Source organism: Mycobacteriales bacterium, assembly GCA_035504215.1.
Lineage (GTDB): Bacteria > Actinomycetota > Actinomycetes > JAFAQI01 > JAFAQI01 > DATAUK01.
Genome location: DATJSI010000095.1, coordinates 22324 through 38668, shown reverse-complemented (window position 1 = coordinate 38668; position 16345 = coordinate 22324). Strand labels below are relative to the sequence as shown.

16 protein-coding genes, 1 tRNA gene and 1 pseudogene are annotated in these 16345 nt (G+C 69.5%); 4 read left to right on the top strand and 14 right to left on the bottom strand.

Going from position 1 to position 16345, the window contains the following annotated elements:
* The 3 genes from VME70_11905 to VME70_11895 form a co-directional block, all read left to right on the top strand.
* The coding region (locus VME70_11905) for a hypothetical protein (protein HTW20900.1) at window positions 1-279 on the top strand (279 nt) is incomplete at its 5' end.
* Between the two features lie 62 nt (window positions 280-341).
* Window positions 342-632, top strand: a complete 291-nt coding sequence (locus tag VME70_11900; GenBank protein ID HTW20899.1) for a type II toxin-antitoxin system Phd/YefM family antitoxin — start codon at window positions 342-344, stop codon at window positions 630-632.
* On the top strand, window positions 629-904 hold the full coding sequence (locus tag VME70_11895) for a type II toxin-antitoxin system RelE/ParE family toxin (protein HTW20898.1): 276 nt from the start codon (window positions 629-631) through the stop codon (window positions 902-904). The genes VME70_11900 and VME70_11895 overlap by 4 nt, the downstream gene beginning before the upstream one ends.
* Window positions 905-1134: 230 nt before the next feature.
* Here the strand turns inward: VME70_11895 and VME70_11890 are convergent, their stop codons facing one another.
* The 10 genes from VME70_11890 to VME70_11845 form a co-directional block, all read right to left on the bottom strand.
* Window positions 1135-2265 (bottom strand): hypothetical protein, encoded by a 1131-nt coding sequence (locus VME70_11890; GenBank protein ID HTW20897.1) that lies wholly within the window; start codon window positions 2263-2265, stop codon window positions 1135-1137.
* A 358-nt stretch (window positions 2266-2623) separates the two neighbouring features.
* The gene (locus tag VME70_11885; GenBank protein ID HTW20896.1) at window positions 2624-3937 is read right to left on the bottom strand and encodes an ISL3 family transposase; all 1314 of its coding nucleotides are present in this window, start codon (window positions 3935-3937) and stop codon (window positions 2624-2626) included.
* 70 nt (window positions 3938-4007) lie between these two features.
* Window positions 4008-4083: transfer RNA gene (locus tag VME70_11880), tRNA-Ala, on the bottom strand.
* A 48-nt stretch (window positions 4084-4131) separates the two neighbouring features.
* Entirely contained in the window at window positions 4132-5127 is a 996-nt protein-coding gene (locus tag VME70_11875; GenBank protein ID HTW20895.1) for a hypothetical protein, read from the bottom strand.
* 165 nt (window positions 5128-5292) lie between these two features.
* Complete coding sequence (locus VME70_11870; protein HTW20894.1) at window positions 5293-5934, bottom strand: histidine phosphatase family protein; 642 nt, start codon at window positions 5932-5934, stop codon at window positions 5293-5295.
* Complete coding sequence (gene rsfS, locus VME70_11865) at window positions 5931-6308, bottom strand: ribosome silencing factor (protein ID HTW20893.1); 378 nt, start codon at window positions 6306-6308, stop codon at window positions 5931-5933. Before rsfS ends, VME70_11870 begins: the two co-directional genes overlap by 4 nt.
* 79 nt (window positions 6309-6387) lie before the next feature.
* Entirely contained in the window at window positions 6388-7935 is a 1548-nt protein-coding gene (locus VME70_11860) for a LytR C-terminal domain-containing protein (protein HTW20892.1), read from the bottom strand.
* The gene (nadD, locus tag VME70_11855) at window positions 7935-8549 is read right to left on the bottom strand and encodes a nicotinate-nucleotide adenylyltransferase (protein ID HTW20891.1); all 615 of its coding nucleotides are present in this window, start codon (window positions 8547-8549) and stop codon (window positions 7935-7937) included. The genes VME70_11860 and nadD overlap by 1 nt, the downstream gene beginning before the upstream one ends.
* A 29-nt stretch (window positions 8550-8578) precedes the next feature.
* Window positions 8579-10018, bottom strand: coding sequence for a VWA domain-containing protein (locus tag VME70_11850; GenBank protein HTW20890.1), 1440 nt, complete (start codon window positions 10016-10018; stop codon window positions 8579-8581).
* Window positions 10015-10875: a MoxR family ATPase gene (locus VME70_11845; GenBank protein ID HTW20889.1), complete on the bottom strand. Its 861-nt coding sequence runs from the start codon at window positions 10873-10875 to the stop codon at window positions 10015-10017. Before VME70_11845 ends, VME70_11850 begins: the two co-directional genes overlap by 4 nt.
* 163 nt (window positions 10876-11038) lie before the next feature.
* Between VME70_11845 and VME70_11840 the strand changes: the two genes are divergently transcribed.
* A complete protein-coding gene (locus VME70_11840; protein ID HTW20888.1) occupies window positions 11039-11398 on the top strand; it encodes a hypothetical protein in 360 nt (119 codons plus the stop codon).
* A gap of 206 nt (window positions 11399-11604) precedes the next feature.
* Here VME70_11840 and VME70_11835 read toward each other — a convergent pair whose 3' ends face one another.
* The 4 genes and pseudogenes from VME70_11835 to obgE all read right to left on the bottom strand — a co-directional run bounded on the left by VME70_11835 (window position 11605) and on the right by obgE (window position 16336).
* Window positions 11605-12849, bottom strand: a complete 1245-nt coding sequence (locus VME70_11835) for a glutamate-5-semialdehyde dehydrogenase (protein HTW20887.1) — start codon at window positions 12847-12849, stop codon at window positions 11605-11607.
* A gap of 9 nt (window positions 12850-12858) precedes the next feature.
* Window positions 12859-13335: a pyridoxamine 5'-phosphate oxidase family protein gene (locus VME70_11830; protein HTW20886.1), complete on the bottom strand. Its 477-nt coding sequence runs from the start codon at window positions 13333-13335 to the stop codon at window positions 12859-12861.
* A gap of 342 nt (window positions 13336-13677) precedes the next feature.
* Entirely contained in the window at window positions 13678-14802 is a 1125-nt protein-coding gene (gene proB / locus VME70_11825; GenBank protein ID HTW20885.1) for a glutamate 5-kinase, read from the bottom strand.
* A gap of 94 nt (window positions 14803-14896) precedes the next feature.
* A pseudogene (gene obgE, locus VME70_11820) lies at window positions 14897-16336 on the bottom strand (GTPase ObgE).
* Between the last annotated feature and the right edge of the window lie 9 nt (window positions 16337-16345).

Here is a 16345-nt window from a genome sequence, read left to right as displayed (position 1 = left end):
CCTCGACAGCGATCGTGCGTGGAGCGACCTGGTGAAGGCCACGAGAAGATCGACCCGCTCGCCGTACTTCCCATTCATGCCCGGCTCGTCCACAACGAACTCGAGACGGCAAATGCGCAGAACTACCGGTACGCGGCCAGGCGGCTCGCGAAGATGCGGAAGCTCGCGAACGGCAGCGACCAGGCGGCCGAGGTCGACGAGCTGATCGCAGAGCTGCGCGAGACCCACCGACGCCGGCCACGCCTCCAGCAGGAGTTCATCCGCGCCGGCCTGCCGTAGCAGCTTCCGTCCGTCGCATCACCTGTCGTGCTGGACAAGCTGACGCGGATCTGGTCATACTTATGACCATGTCCGGGGTCATGCCGCTCGCGGACGTCAAGGCGCATCTGTCCGAGCTCGTCAGCCGAGTCCACGGTCACCACGAACGAGTCACCGTCACGGTGCATGGTCGGCCGTCCGCAGTGCTGCTCGCGGTCGAAGATCTCGAGGCACTGGAAGAGACGATCGCCGTCCTGTCCGACACCGAAGTGCTGCGGCAGCTCGCCGCCTCAGACGCAGAACTTGCACGGGATGAGGGCGAGGATCTCGAGGCATTGACCGCCGCGATGAAGCGACGCCGAGAGACCGCGTGAGCGACGCGCGCTACGAACTGATTATCTCTCCGACCGCGCGGCGCCAACTCGCTGACGTTCTCCCCGAGTCGGTTGCGTTCGCCGCGTACGAGTTCGTCGTCGGGCCGCTGCTGACCAAGCCCCACCGCGTCGGCAAGCGCCTTGAGCCTCCGCTGAGCGACCGTTACAGCGCACGCCGCGGGACCTACCGCGTGATCTACCGAGTCGACGATCAACAGCACGTGGTGACGGTGGTCGCCGTCGTACGACGCGCGGGCGCCTACCGCTCCTGACGACCTCGCGGATCAGGTTCGCAGCGAAGTTCTGGTCGAGCGCGAGCCCGAGCCGGTTCGCCAGCGGGACACGGCGCTGCTATGACTTGCGGGGTTCTCGGTGGAGCTGAGGGTCTAGAACCGACGGACATGGCGAGCGAGATTTACGCTGTTGCCGAATTACTGCCATCAGAGGATAGCCGCGATCCATCGTGAGGCGGTTAGCCGGTGGGCCGAGTGGCGCTCGGTATCTAGCCTTGCTCGCGGGACAGCATCCACCTCCAGGTCGGGAGGAATCCGCGTGGCACGTCGTCTGGGACGTCCATGAAGGGCGACGGGTCGACCCCCCAGGTCGCCGGCATCCAATTGCTGAGCAGGGCCCAAGCGACGCGTTCGGCCTCACCGACGGAGCTGATAGCGACTTCGACAGGGGTCGGATCCGTTGTCGGTTCCGTCAGACCGACCCTTTCTGCCTGCGACGGCATCAGGCGCATCCGGCCGTTGATCATCGCCTGAAGTGTTCTCGGGCGGTCGGGAAGAGCAACCACCACCGAGGCTCGCCGGGCTCGGTCGTCGTAGTGGAAGAACGCGCTTGTCGCCGATTCACCCCGGATTGCGGTCCAACGGCGCTCTCCCGGCAACGTGGTCGACTCGAGGATCGGTAGCACCTCCCGCTGATACTGCGCGTGCCTCCACGCTGCTCGGCCTTCCCTGTCGTTCGGCCATATCTGGACCGGAGGCCCAGGGTGATCCGCGTCCCACATGCCGAGCTGCATGTCCAGCGTGCGACCCAACACCCAGCGCAACGATGGTTCCCGAAGCGGACTCTCACCCACCCAGGGGGGTACTTGGTTCTCGGTGCCGAGACAGTTCGAGAAAAGCGCGGCCGAGTCACGACCGGGCACGTAGCGCCAGCCCCATCGCGACAGCAAGTATGGAATAGCTTCGCGGCCGCTCATGTCGCATAGCCCAGTCCATAACTTCAAGCGACTCGGCTCACGAAGGCGTTTCGGCGCATTCGCCGCCAGCCACGCATTCACCCGATCGCGTGCAGCCACTGTCACCGACTCTTCAACGGCGAGCTCCATCAGACCGAACCACGCCTCGCTCACCGCCCTGGACTCCGCGTCGACGGTCCAGATCAGACCCGCATCTGCCGCGCCCGCCTCGATGACAAGGGCATCCGCACCCAACGCCGAAACGCCCAGCGCCAACTCCGCGCCAGTAACCGGCGTCGTAGCATCCTCTGCCTCAACCAACCACCAGCCGCCGCCAGCCACCCGCGGCTCGTCGATTACGGTCGAGGCGCCAGCCTCAAGCAGCCGCCATCCCTCGCGCGCCGCTTCCTGCCCGCGAATCACTGTGACAAGCACGTCGCCCATTCAATGGCCAGCAGCCGATGGTTGTCACTCAAACACCCAGACTCCAGATGCAGCGTCATACCACCGGAAGGCTGTGCCATCGAGTGCGACGGCTAGTCAACCAAGCCTTCCTCACCAGGATCTACATCGACGAAGACGAGGAAACGCGCGAGCGAACCATCAGCGTCGACTGCAACGAGCCATTCGGCAATCTGCTCTCACGGATCGTTCCCGCCTACGTCCACCACCGTCTCGAAAACTCGCCCACAGGTCAGACCGCCGGCGGCACACCCGAGGTCTACAGCGACGGCGTTCACGAGGGGCAGGGTTCTCATGCGAGCACTTTGGTGGGTCTTCGGATCCTGACGGGGTGCTGGGTTCATCGGACGATGATCGAGTTCAGTACTCGCCAGTTCGGTTTGCCGGCGTAGAGCAGTGCTCTGATCCGGTAGTTGTCGAAGTTGCGGAACCCAAACCCGATCCGCTTGATCCGTTTGATCAGGTTGTTCAGTGCCTCGGTGGGCCCGTTGCTGACGCGGGCAAGGTGGTAGTTGCAGATCTTGTCGAACCAGCGTTTCAGGGTCTCACCGAGCTTGCGGAGCTCGGCTGGCATGGCGGGTCGGTGGCAGTGTGCGATGAGCTCGGTGAGGATCGCTCGGGCCTGGTCCGGGTCGCGTTCGCGGTAGAAGTCGCGGAGTCGCTCTTTGACCCGGTAGGCGATCGCGACCTCGGCGTGGGGGTCGCCGAGGGCGAGCAGCGAGGTCAGACGTTGGGTCGCTTTGTCGGTCAGGCGTTCTTCGCCGGCGACCAGCAGCCGCCGAGCGCGGTAGAGCGGGTCACCACGGCGGCCGCGGTGACCGGTCTGCTCGTTTTGCACCCGGCGCCGGACGGTGTCTAACGCCAGGTTGGCCAGACGGATGACGTGGAAGGCGTCGACGACCTGCGCCGCTTTCGGCAGCACCACGGTGTAGACCGCGGCGTAGGTGTTCGACATGTCCAACGCGCCGAAGGCGATCTGGCCCTTCCAGCCGGCGGACTGCTTGTCCAGAAACCCAGCGACGTCAACGAAATGACGGCTGGGCAGGATCTCGATGATCTGGTGATGTTCGACATCGCAGACCGTCGTCGCGTAGCTGGTGTGAGCGTCGGCGAGCCGCACGAAACTGGTCTCGTCAAGCCCGATCGCTCGGGTCTTGGTCCAGCGTTTACGGTCCGCCGCCAGCAGCGCCTCACCGTAAGTCGTGACCGCGTCGTTGACCGTGTGCCAGTCGCAGTCCAGCTCGCCAGCGACCTCCGACACGGTCCGGCCGCCACCGACCTGCACAGTCGCCCACTTCGCCGACCGGGTCGTGAGCAGACAGCCCTTCGCCGCGATCCGATGATCGCCCAGCACCCAGCTGCGTCTCGGACACCCCGCATCAGGGCAGCGCATCCGGTGCTTACGCCAGCCCAGTCGCATCGGGGCGCCATAGACCGGCAGATCGACATACCGGACCAGCGGGCGCTCCTTCACCCGCGCCGGACCGTCACAGCTCGGACATTGCGGGTCGGTCACGACCTGCTCGATCACCAGATCGACCTGCGGCCCGCGACGCTCGTAGTACAGAACCCGGACGTCCTTGAGCCCCACCAGTGCCTGGACGATCTCGCTAGGCTCGAACACGACGAAGGCGCTTCGAACTTGTTGGGTCACACCTCAAGCCTGAAGCGCCTTCGTCCCATCTCCAGGCAGGCGCGCCCCGCTGAGATCCGAAGACCCACTTTGGTGGAGCTGAGGGGACTCGAACCCCTGACCCCTTGCATGCCATGCAAGTGCGCTACCAGCTGCGCCACAGCCCCGAAACGGCGACCAGTCTACAGACGCCGTCCGGGGCCGTGGCCGGACGCTTAGCTGACGACCGTCTTGTCGATGTCGTTCGTGTAGTCGGAAGTACCCATGTTCGGGAGCTTGTAGGTGCCCTCGATCTGCTCGTGGACGGCCAGCGGCGACTTGCCGTTGGTGTAGGTCACCTGCCAGTTCGTGAAGACCTCGTGTTTGCCCTTCCCGCATGCCTGCGGCGGACTCGCTGAGCCGGCAGCCGGGCTCGCCATCGTCACCGATCCGGTCACCGGCCCGGTCCCCTTGACCACGAGGGTCGCGTCATTGGCCTTGTCGATCGTGAGGGTTGAGTTCGACTTCGTCACGTACGTCGTATCGCCACGGGTCGAGCCCTTGGGCTTGCTCAACGTCGTCGTGCGGCTGGCGTAGAAGGTCTTCACCGTCTTGCCCTTGACGGTGTCGATCGATCCCGAGAAGGCGACGTCGCCGTCCGTCGTACCAATCGAGTGGGATGCGTTCCAGGAGATGCCTGACCCGCACTCCAGGGTGAAACCGCCCGGATTGCACGTCGTCTGGTCACCCGTCTCGTAGTAGATGACAGTCTTGCCGGAGAGGTGACTCGCGTGCACTTTGCCCCAGCCGTGCTTGCCCGACCGGGTGTCGAACGTCAACGAGCCCTTCACCTTCACCGGCACCCGGATGGTCTTGTACTTGCCGCAGGTGGAGGTGTGCTTCTTGCCGTTCGGCGCGAAGGTCAGGTTGACCGTTGCGTACGGCGAGAGCTGCGACTTGGTCTTGATCGAGCCCTTGTCGGTCTTCGTGCTGAACGTGAAGGCCTTCTTCATCGGGAAGGTCCAGTCGTGCGTCTCGGGCACGCCCTTGCGGGTGATGGTGAACCCAGCCGCCTGGCTGAACCCGCTACCCAAACCGTTCTGGTCGATCGAGGCGAAGAAGTTGACCCGCAGCTTCTTGTGCGTGGTCGAGGTGAGCGTCTGGGTGGGCGGGTCGAAGCTCGCCCCGTCGAAGGACGCAGCGGCGGGTCGCGCATTCGCGACCGACGGCATGCTGGCAACCGCGGAACCGGTCACAACCAGGGCGACGAGCCCGGTGCTGACAGCGAAATGGCGCACTGAAGTTCTCATGGGACCCCCAGGTCAGGCTGGGCACACACTCGCACCATTCACCGGCCGGGCGCAACCGATTCGGGCAGATCCGCGCGTTAAGTCCGTTCAGCGCGCGTCGTCGCCGGTCTCCTCCTCGGGCGGGCTGCCGGCGTTGTGCTCCTCCAACCGCCAGCCGCGGCCCATATCCGCAAGCAACGACCAGCGACAGTTCGACAGCGGCGCGAGCCGCCACCACGAATCCGCCGGCAGCCCGATCAGCGTGCCGATGGTCGCGCGTGCCGTGCCGCCGTGCGTCACCGCGATGATCAACGCGTCGCCGCCGAGCCGGCCGAGCCGCTCCGTCACGCACTCGGCCGCACGCGCGCCCACCTCGGCGTAGGTCTCACCTTCCCCACGCCGCCGGTCCTCGCCTGCCTGCCAGCTCGCGTACTCCTCCGGAAAGCGCTCCCGCGCCTCGGCCCGGGTCAACCCCTGCCAGGAACCCAGGTGGATCTCCCGCAGCCGCGGGTCGGCTTCGAGCGGCAAGCCGCACTCGGCGGCAACCACGGCCGCGGTGTCGAGCGCCCGCGCGAGGTCCGACGACACGATCGCGTTCGGCTGCATCGGAGCGACCGCAACCGCCGCGGCCGCGGCCTGCGCCCGACCGACGGCATCCAACGGCGAGTCGAGCTGACCCTGGAACCGCCCCGATGCGTTCCAGTCGGTCCGGCCGTGCCGCAGCAGGACCACCCGGCGCAGCGCGCTCACGAGGCCGGCGGCAGCGCGTCCGCGGGCAACGGCAAGGTCGGGCAGTCCTTCCAGAGCCGCTCCAACGAGTAGTACGTCCGCTCCTCGCTGTGCTGGACGTGTACGACGACGTCGACGAAGTCGAGCAGCACCCACCGGCCCTCACGCTCGCCCTCGCGGCGTACCGGCTTCACGCCGAAGCTCTGCAGCCGTTCCTCGACCGCGTCCACGACCGCCTTCACCTGACGCTCGTTGGACGCGGCCGCCAGCACGAAGCAGTCGGTGATCACGAGCCGGTCACTGACGTCGATGATGGAAAGGTCGGTCGCTAGCTTGTCGGCGGCGGCGCTCACGGCGGCTTCAGCCAGCTCGATGCTGCGGGGTGCTGCGGTCAAGTCGATCCTCGGTCTTCGGCGAAACGGTCCCCTACAGCCTGTCACGACTCACGCGCGCGCCGCCCCGGTACGCCGCCGATCAGGGCCGGTAGTCGCCGCCGAGGATCACGATCACGTCCGCGACGTTCTGGCCGATTCCCTCTCGCTGCACGTCCTTCGTCGGCAGCCCGAGCGCCTGCGCAACCGAGTCCCCGACTGCTATGTCGTTGTCCGAGCGGATCTCCACGCTCGACGTCGGGTTGTTGAAGGTCGCCGCATTGCCGCTTCCGGCGTACACGAAGCCGTGTGCCGACAGCCGCGCGCACGCGCTCAGGACCAGGCCCGGCGTGCCGACGCCGTTGAGCAGCTCGACGCTCGTCCGCTGTTTGTCCGCGCCGGCCGGAACCGAGTTGGCCAGCTGGGTCTGCACCAGCTGCCGCACTCCGGTCGCGGAGTTGTCCACCTCGTACGACGGGCTCGAGCCGCCCGCGTCGATCGCCGTGACCGGCAGGTCGGTCGGGAACAGCCCTGACGACCGCCGGCTGTCCCCCGCCAAGCCGGCCAGCAGGCTCGAGAGCTTCGTCGCGCCGAGCGTCGACGTACCGCCCGCACCGAGCTGGCGCAGCGCAGCCGCCACCGCGGTCGGGTTGGTCGGCAGTGCTTGAAGCAGCCCGTCGACGACCCGGCTGAGCCGCGCGAGCTGGGCGGCCTGACCGTCCGACCCGCTGCTGTAGAGCGCGTACTCGACCGCCTTCGTGCCATCGAGATGCTCGTTCGACCCGGCCGGGATCAGGATCTGCCCGCCGCCGCCACCGGTGTGCCGGACCACATTGGTGTCGACATCGACGGTGACGCCGCCGAAGACATCGATCAGCTTGGCGAGCTGCGCTTCGGACACGATCCAGGAGCCGTCGACCGAGACGTTGTCCAGCATGTTCGACAGCGCCGAGCGGGAGGCATCCTCGCCATTCGGCAGGGCGAGCACCGATCCGAAGTTCTGGGTGCCGTAGCCGCACACGTCGGCGATCACCCGGCTCGGCACCAGCACCTCGACCCCGGTCTTGGTGGCCGGGTCATGGGCGAGCAGCACGCTCGCCGCAGCCGTATGGTTGCCGGCCTGCACCTGCAGCAGAACGGTCGCCTGGGTGCGTTTCGGGCCGCTGTTGTGGCTCACCGCCTTGTGTACGCCGAACACCAGCGCCGCGACCACGACGACGGCCGCAATCGCGATCGCGACGCCGCCGGCCATGCCGACGCGACGCTGCTGCTGGCGCTTGCGCTGCAGGCGGGCCTGCCGGCGCGTGACCGGCGGCGCCATCACGACCGGTGGCGTCGGCGGCGGCAACGGCGGTTCCGGGACCGGCGGCGGCGGTGCCGGAACGGGCGGCGGAAGTGGCGGTTCGGCCGGCGGCAGCGGTGGCTCGGGCGCGGGCAACGGCGGCTCGGGCGGCGGCAGCGGCGGCTCGGGAGCTGGGAGCGGCGGCTCCGCCGGCTGGGCGAGCGGTTGCGCCGGGGCCTGCGCCTGGGCGGCGTCGTACCCGCCGGAATCCGCGGCCGGCGTGGTCGGCGCTTCGGGGGCCGGCTCGGCGGGCGGGTCGACCGGCCGGGGCGGGACGGGATCCCTGCCCTTGCGTCGCTTTCCGGCCATTACCCTACTTTCGCGTACAAGTTGCGCTTGGCGATGTATTGCACGACCCCATCCGCCACGAGGTACCAGATCGGCTCACCGGCCTGCACCCTTGACCGGCAATCCGTCGAGCTGATCGCCAGCGCCGGCACCTCGACCAGGCTGACCGCCCCGGCAGGGAAGCCGGGATCCGACAGGTGATGGCCGGGCCGGGTCACCCCGACGAAGTGCGCGAGCGTGAACAGCTCCTCCGAGCGGTGCCAGTCCAGGATCGCCGCCAGCGCGTCGGCGCCGGTGATGAAGAACAGCTCGCTGTCCTCGCCGAACTGGCCGCGCAGGTCGTGCAGGGTGTCGATCGTGTACGTCGGACCCTGGCGGTCGATGTCGACCCGGCTCACCCAGAACCGCGGGTTGGAGGCGGTGGCGATCACCGTCATGAGATAGCGGTCCTCGGCCGCCGTGACCGGCCGGTCGGTCTTCTGCCAGGGCTCGCCCGTGGGCACGAACACGACTTCGTCGAGCGCGAACCGGCTGGCGACCTCGCTCGCGGCGACCAGGTGGCCGTTGTGGATCGGGTCGAACGTGCCACCCATCACACCGATCCGACGACGTGCGGCGTCATCAAGATCGCTCACACCACCGAAGGCTACCGGCGCGGGTTGGGTTAGACCGGGAGCAGACCCTCGACGAACTGCTGGAGTTGCGCGACGTTGCGGCACTCGACCATCGGCACGACCTCGCCGTACACCGCCGCTGCCGAGTCGCCCGACGACCAGTACTGCCGGGGCTCGGGGTTGAGCCAGTAGGCGTGCCGGGCCTGCCGCACGATCGACCGCAGTGCGGGCAGCGACGGTGCTCGATAGTTCGTCCGCGCGTCGCCGAGCACGAGGAACGACGCCTTGGGGCCGACCGCATCCGGCCACTTCTGCGCAAAGACCTCGAACGCGTGCCCGTAGTCGCTGTGCCCGTCGAACCACACCACATCCGCCTCGGCCGACATCCGCGCAAGCGCATCGACGACGTCGCCGCCCCGGTCGAAGAACTGCGTCACCTCATCCGTCGTGTCGACGAACGCGAAGACGCGCACCTTCGCGAACTGCTCGCGGAGGGCGAACGCGAGCAGCACGGTGAAGTGAGCAAACGCCGCCACCGATCCGCTGACGTCGCACAGCACGACCAGCTCCGGCTTGTGCGGCTTGTGCGGCCGGAAGACCGTCGTCAGCGGAACCCCGCCGCTGGACAGCGACGCGCGAACCGTACGCCGGACATCGAGCCGACCTCGGCGACCGAGTCGCCGGCGCGCAGTCAGCCGGGTGGCGAGGCGGCGGGCGAGCGGATAGACCTCGCGGCGTAGCGCGACCAGGTCGTCGCGCGACGCGCGCAGGAAGTCGACCTGCTCGACCAGCGGCTTCACCGCCGTCTTCGCGATCGCCTCGGCGCCGCGGTCCTCGGCGAGCCGGCGACGTACCTCGGACTCGACCAACTCTTCGAACTGCCGCATGCGCTCGCTGAGCATCTGCCGCGCGACCCGCTCGGCCAGGCCGCCGCGCTCCTGACCGTGCAGAACCGCCTCGAGCAGCGACGCCATCAACGTCTCGGCATTGAGCGCGCGCAGGACCCGGTAGGTGAACCACGACTGGCGGCCGGGCTGCCCGCTCTCGGTCCGGCCGAGGCCGTTCACGGCCTCGCGCGCGAGGCGCCGGAGCGCCTCGTCGTCGCCAGAGATCAGCACGTCGCGCAGCCGCTCGCGCAGCGCCTCGCGCAGCCCGGCCAGGTCCGCGGGATCGATCTCGTCGAGATCGTCGGCGTGTTCTGCGGCGTCATCCGCTCGGGCGCCGTCGCCGATCGCGGGCGGCCACCACAGGTCGAACAGCCGGTCGAAGGCCGGCCGGTGTGCCGGATGCTTCACCACCGTCGCGGCGTACGCCGCACGCAGCTGCTCGCGGTCGAGCAGATCGATGGCCGCCATCGCGCGGCCGGCGTCCAGCGACTCGGCCATCGACACCGGCAGACCGACGCCGCGAAGCGCGCCCATGAAGCTGACGTGCCGGTCGACCAGCCCGCCCGCGCCGGGACCGTCGCTCGTCGTCGGGTCAGCGCTCACGAGTCGAGCCCGAGCTCCTTGACCGCTCGCGCCTGGTCGCTGGCGTGCTTCAGCACGACGCCGAGAGTGCGCGCGACCGCTGCCTCGTCGAGGTTCTCGACGCCGAGCACGGTGAGGGTCCGCGCCCAGTCGATGCTCTCGGCGATGCTCGGCGACTTCTTCAGCTCCAGCGCGCGAAGAGTACGGATGGTGCGCACCAGCTGCTCCGCCAGCGCATCCACCACTTCGGGCACCCGGCTGAGCACGATCGCCTTCTCGCGTTCGGCGTCGGGATAGTCGACGTGCAGGAACAGGCAGCGCCGCTTGAGCGCTTCCGACAGCTCGCGGGTCGCGTTCGACGTGAGGACGACGAAGGGCCGGCGTACCGCCTCGATCGTGCCGAGCTCGGGCACGGTCACCTGGAAGTCGCTCAGGACCTCGAGCAGCAGGCCCTCGACCTCGACGTCCGCCTTGTCGGTCTCGTCGACCAGCAGGACCGTGGTGTCAGCGCGCCGGATCGCGGTGAGCAGCGGCCGCGCGAGCAGGAACTCCTCGGAGAAGATGTCGTCGTGGGTCTCTTCCCACGCCTGCTCGCCGGCGGCCTGGATCCGCAGCAGCTGCTTGCGGTAGTTCCACTCGTAGAGCGCCCGTGCTTCGTCCAGCCCTTCGTAGCACTGCAGCCGGACCAGCCCGGCACCGGCTGCGGTGGCCACCGCCTTGGCGAGCTCGGTCTTGCCGGTGCCGGCCGGGCCCTCGACCAGCAACGGCTTGCCCAGGGCGTCGGCGAGGAAGACGGTCGTCGCGATCGCGTCGTCGGCGAGGTAGCCGGTGGCGGCGAGCCGCTCGCGGACGTCGTCCGGGGACGCGAACAACGTCATGCGGACTCCCTGGGACGACACGGGACTAGAACGCGATTCTACCGGCGCGCGGCCGTCGTACGGAACGCCGCCGCCGAGACCGGGGCTGGCTGCGGCCGCTCGGGGTCCGAGCCCTCCCGTTGCCGGGGTGCTTGACTGGCGAAGGGGCGACGAGGAGGTCGTGGTGAGCGAAGGCGCGGAGCCGGTTTCGTACGAGGGCGTGCCGCTGGGCGTTCCGGTGCTGTCCTCGAGCGGGGCGCGGTTCGGGACCCTCGAGAAGGTTCTCGAGATCCCCTCGGAGGACCTGTTCGACGGCGTGATCGTCAAGACCGACCACGGCCGGAAGTTCGTCGACCGCGACCAGATCGCCGAGATCACGACCGAGTACATCCGGTGCGACCTCGATGACGACGCGGTGACGCAGCTGCCGCCGCCATCGGGCAACCCGGTGTTCGACGCCGACCCCGAGTACGGCGAGGGCAACACCTTCCGTGAGTGGGTGCACCGAACCTTCGGGCACGGCGGCTGGAAGGCCGAGCGCTAGCCGCTTCACCGGCCACCGGCCAGTTGCGAGCCCCCACGCATGGCCCATAGGTGGGGTGATAGCACCACCGGTGGCCCATAGGTGGGGTGATGGCACCACCGATGGGCCATGCGTGGGATCAGAGCACCACCGATGGGCCATGCGTGGGGTCAGAGCGCACCGGTGGGCCATGCGTGTGGGGGTGCGCGAGGCGGTGCCAGCCGGCGTCAGGTGCGGATCTGGCCGTTTCCGGTGACGACCCACGTCGTCGTCGTGAGCTCGGTCAGCCCCATCGGGCCGCGGGCGTGCAGCTTCTGGTTCGAGATCCCGATCTCGGCACCGAACCCGAACTGCGCGCCGTCGGTGAACCGGGTCGACGCATTGACCATCACCGCGGCCGAGTCGAGCCCGGCGACGAACGCCTGCGACGCCGGCAGTGAGCCGGTGACGATCGCCTCGGTGTGCCCGCTCCCCCACCTGCGGATGTGCGCGACCGCTTCCGGCAAGCTCGGGACGACACGCACCGCGAGGTCGAGTGAGAGGTACTCCGCCGCCCAGTCCTCGTCAGTCGCCGGGACGACCGAGTCGGAGTACGCCGCCGTCGCCGCGTCGCCGTGAATCGTGACCCCTTCCGACTGCAGGGCCGCGAGTGCGCGAGGCAGGAACTCAGTTGCGACGTCGGCGTGCACGAGCATCGTCTCCGCGGCGTTGCAGACGCTGGGCCGCTGCGTCTTCGCGTTCATGATGATCGACAGCGCCATGTCGAGGTCGGCGTCGGCGTCGACGTACACGTGGCAGTTGCCCACGCCGGTCTCGATCACGGGGACGGTGGACTCCTCGACCACGCTGCGGATCAGCCCGGCACCGCCGCGGGGAATGAGTACGTCGACGAGACCACGCGCGCGCATCAGATGCTTTGCCGACTCATGGTCGTCACCAGGGACCAGCTGCACGCAGTCCGCTGGCAGACCGGCGTCCGTCGCGGCGGCGGCGAGCACCGCGACCAGCGCCGCGTTGCTTTCTCGTGCGCTCGACGACCCGCGCAACAGCACCGCGTTGCCGCTCTTGAGGCATAGTCCGGCCGCGTCCGCTGTGACATTGGGGCGCGCCTCGTAGATGATGCCGACGACGCCCATCGGCACCCGGACCTGTCGCAGCTGCAAGCCGTTGGCCAGAGTCGAGCCGCGTACGACCTCTCCGACCGGGTCGGGCAGGCCGGCTACCTGTCGCAGTCCCTCGGCCATCCCCGCGACCCGGGTCTCGTCCAGCCGGAGCCGGTCGACCAACGGGTTGTCGGCATCGCGGTCGACGTCGCGCGCGTTCGCCTCGAGGATCTCGGCGGTGCTCGCCACGAGGGCATCGGCCATCGCCAGCAACGCCGTGTCCTTCGCCGACCGCGGGAACGGCGCGAGCGTGGCCGCTGCTGAGCGAGCCCGCCGGGCCGTGACGAGCACGTCCTCGGCAACCGTCATGCGTGAATTTTACGGCGAGTACGCCGTCGCCGACGTCGGGAAGTCCTTCTCTCGCCAGGCGATGACGCGATCCGGGCGCAACCGGTAGCACGCGAATGACGGGTCGGCGAGATCGATGCGGTGGCCGTACTTCTCGTCGTACCGGTCGGCGAACTCGGCCGGCACCTCCGCGCCCGAGATGCGTTCGACGCGACCCTCGGCGAGGACCAGCTCGTCGCCGCTTTCCAGGTGGACGACCGCGTCGGGCCGAGCGGCAAGGTTGCGGCCCTTGACCGACCCGGGATCGGTCGAGAAGAAAACGGCTCCGTCGAGCCAGAGGCCCCAGACCGGCATCGCGTGGGGGCGGCCGTCGGCGCGGGTGGTGCAGACCCAGTAGTTGCGCGACTCGGTCAGCCGCTGCTCAGCCCAGTCGAACGGCAGCATCCCCTCGGCGTCGGTCGCGATCCCGTATCCCGCTGCCATCGGCGGGCGGCCGGCAACATCCATGCGGTGGACGCTACTGCGGGGGTACGACGCCGCGACCGCCCACGGCAGGCCCAGCCCCACCGATGGCCCATAGGGGCGGCGCCGTCGAGACACCGATGGGCCATGCGTGCCGCCCTGGCGACACCGATGGGCCATGGGTGTGACGCCGCGCGACACCGATGGGCCATGGGTGCGACGCCGCGCGACACCCATGGGCCATGCGTGCGACGCCGCGCGACACCGATGGGCCATGCGTGCGACGCCGCGCGACACCCATGGGCCATGGGTGCGACGCCGCGCGACACCTATGGGCCATGCGTGCCGCCCTGGCGACACCGATGGGCCATGGGTGTCGTATGGCGGTCAGGGGTCGAGGATGACCAGGTCGTCGCGATGCACGACCTCGCGGGAGTACGCCGCACCCAGCGTCTCGCCCAGCTCGCGGGTCGAGCGCCCGAGCAACGCGGGCAGCTCGTCGGCGTCGTACGCCACTAGCCCGCGGGCCACCGCGAACCCGGCCGGGTCGAGCAGGTCAACCGGGTCGCCGGCCGAGAACTCTCCCTCGACCGCCACGATCCCCGCCGGCAACAGCGAGGTACGCCGCTCGACGACGGCCGCCACCGCTCCCGGATCGAGCCGGACGCTGCCGCGGGCGTTCGTCGCGTGCGCGAGCCACAGCAGCCGCGCAGGGGCGCGGCGGCCGGTTGGGTGGAAACACGTCCCCACGTCGGCGCCCTCCAGCGCCGCCGCAGCCTGGTCCGCGTGCGCCAGGAGCGTCGGGACGCCGGCCCCGGCGGCGATCTGCGCGGCGGCCACCTTCGTCGCCATCCCGCCGCTGCCCACCCCTCGCCGGCCGGCCTTCCCGAGCCGCACCTGGGCGAGATCGGCGCCGTCCCGCACGTCGCTCACGCGGCGGGCCGGGCCGTGCGCCGGGTCGGTGTCGTAGACGCCATCGACGTCGGAGAGCAAAACCAACGCGCCCGCGTTGACGATGTGTGTGACGAGGGCAGCCAACCGGTCGTTGTCCCCGAAGCGAATCTCCTCGGTCGCCACCGTGTCGTTCTCGTTGACGACCGGCACGATGCCAAGGCCGAGCAGCCGCTCGAACGTGCGCGCCGCGTTGCGGTAGTGAGCGCGACGTACGACGTCGTCGGCGGTGAGCAGCACCTGGCCGACGGTGAGCGCGTGGCGCGCAAACGCCGCGCTGTAGCGGGCGACCAGCATGCCCTGACCGACGCTCGCCGCGGCCTGCTGGGTCGCGAGGTCGCGTGGGCGGTTGGCCAGTCCGAGCGGCTCGAGCCCGGCCGCGATCGCACCCGAGGACACCAGCACGACCTGGGTACCACCCGCCACCCGACCCGCGATCGCGTCGACCAGGCGGTCGAGCCGCTCGACGTCGATCCCGCCCTTCTCGTGGGCGAGTGACGACGAGCCGACCTTGACGACGATCCGTTCGGCGCTCGCGACGACGTCCCTGCTCATGCGCAGCGCTCGCCCATCAGTCCCCCGCGTCCTCGTCGGGCACTGCTTGCGCGCGGAGGGCGCCATCGGTGCCCTCGACGACCTCGGCGCCCTCGACGACCTCGGCGCCCTCGTCGTACGGCGATCGGCGCGCCTTGCGAGCCGCCTTGCGCTCGTGCGCCCCGACCCGGCGGTGGTCCTCGAGTCGCTCGTCGGTCCCGCGGCCGCCGCGCGGCACCCCGCTGACCGCTCGTAGCGTCGGCTCCCAGTCGAAGGTCACCTCGCCGATCGTCACCTCCGCACCCGCCCGCGCACCGAGCTTCGCGAGTTCGTCCTCGACACCCAGCCGGGCCAACCGGTCGGCGAGGTACCCGACCGCCTCGTCGTTGCCGAAGTCGGTCTGCAGCACCCATCGCCGCGGCCGGTCGCCGGTCACCACGAACGCCTGCTCGCCGGCCACCTCGACCGCGAAGCCGGCGTCGCGCGTGGCGGCGGGCCGCAGCACGATTCGCTCGGGCTCCGGCGTGCCGTGCGCGGCGCGCGCGGCCGCAACCGCCTCGGCCATCGCAAACCCGAGCTCGCGGAGCCCTTCGTGCGTGGCGGCCGAGATCTCGAACACGGGGTAGCCGTATCGCTCGGACACCTCATCGCGGACGAGGTCAGCGAGGTCACGGCCGTCAGGGACGTCGATCTTGTTGAGCGCGACCAGCCGCGGCCGACCCGACAACCCGCCGTCGATGGCGTCGTCGTACGCCGCCAGCTCCGCCTCGATCTGCTCGAGATCGCCAACCGGGTCGCGTTCGGTCTCCGCGGCCGCGCAGTCGACGACGTGAACGATCACCGCGCACCGCTCGATGTGCCGCAGGAACTCCAGGCCGAGACCCTTGCCGCTGCTCGCGCCCGGGATCAAGCCCGGGACGTCCGCCACCGTGAACACGACGTCGCCCGCCTCGACCACCCCGAGGTTCGGCACCAGCGTCGTGAACGGGTAGTCGGCGATCTTCGGCCGCGCGGCCGACAACGCGGCGATGAGCGACGACTTGCCGGCGTTCGGAAAACCGACGAGGGCGACGTCGGCCACGCTCTTGAGCTCGAGCACCGCCTCGCGTGACTCCCCCGGCTCGCCGAGCAGCGCGAACCCCGGCGCCTTGCGGCGCGCCGACGCAAGCGCCGCGTTGCCGAGCCCGCCACGACCCCCTCGCGCGACGACGTACCGGCTGCCGGCGCCCACCAGATCGGCGAGCAGCTCGCCGCTGCCGGCGGCGCGGACCACGGTGCCGTCCGGGACCCCGATCACGAGGTCGGCGCCCTCGGCGCCGGAGCGGTTGGATCCCTGGCCAGGCTTGCCGCTCGCCGCCCGGCGGTGCGGATGGCGGTGCAGGTCCAGCAACGTGGTCACGCTCGGGTCGACGAGGAGTACGACGTCGCCGCCGCGCCCGCCGTCACCGCCGTCCGGGCCACCAAGTGGCTTGAACTTCTCACGAAGGACGGACGCGCAGCCGTTCCCGCCGTCGCCGGCGGATGCGTGGAGCACGGCCCGGTCCACGAAGGTCGCGGCCATGCCGCGAAG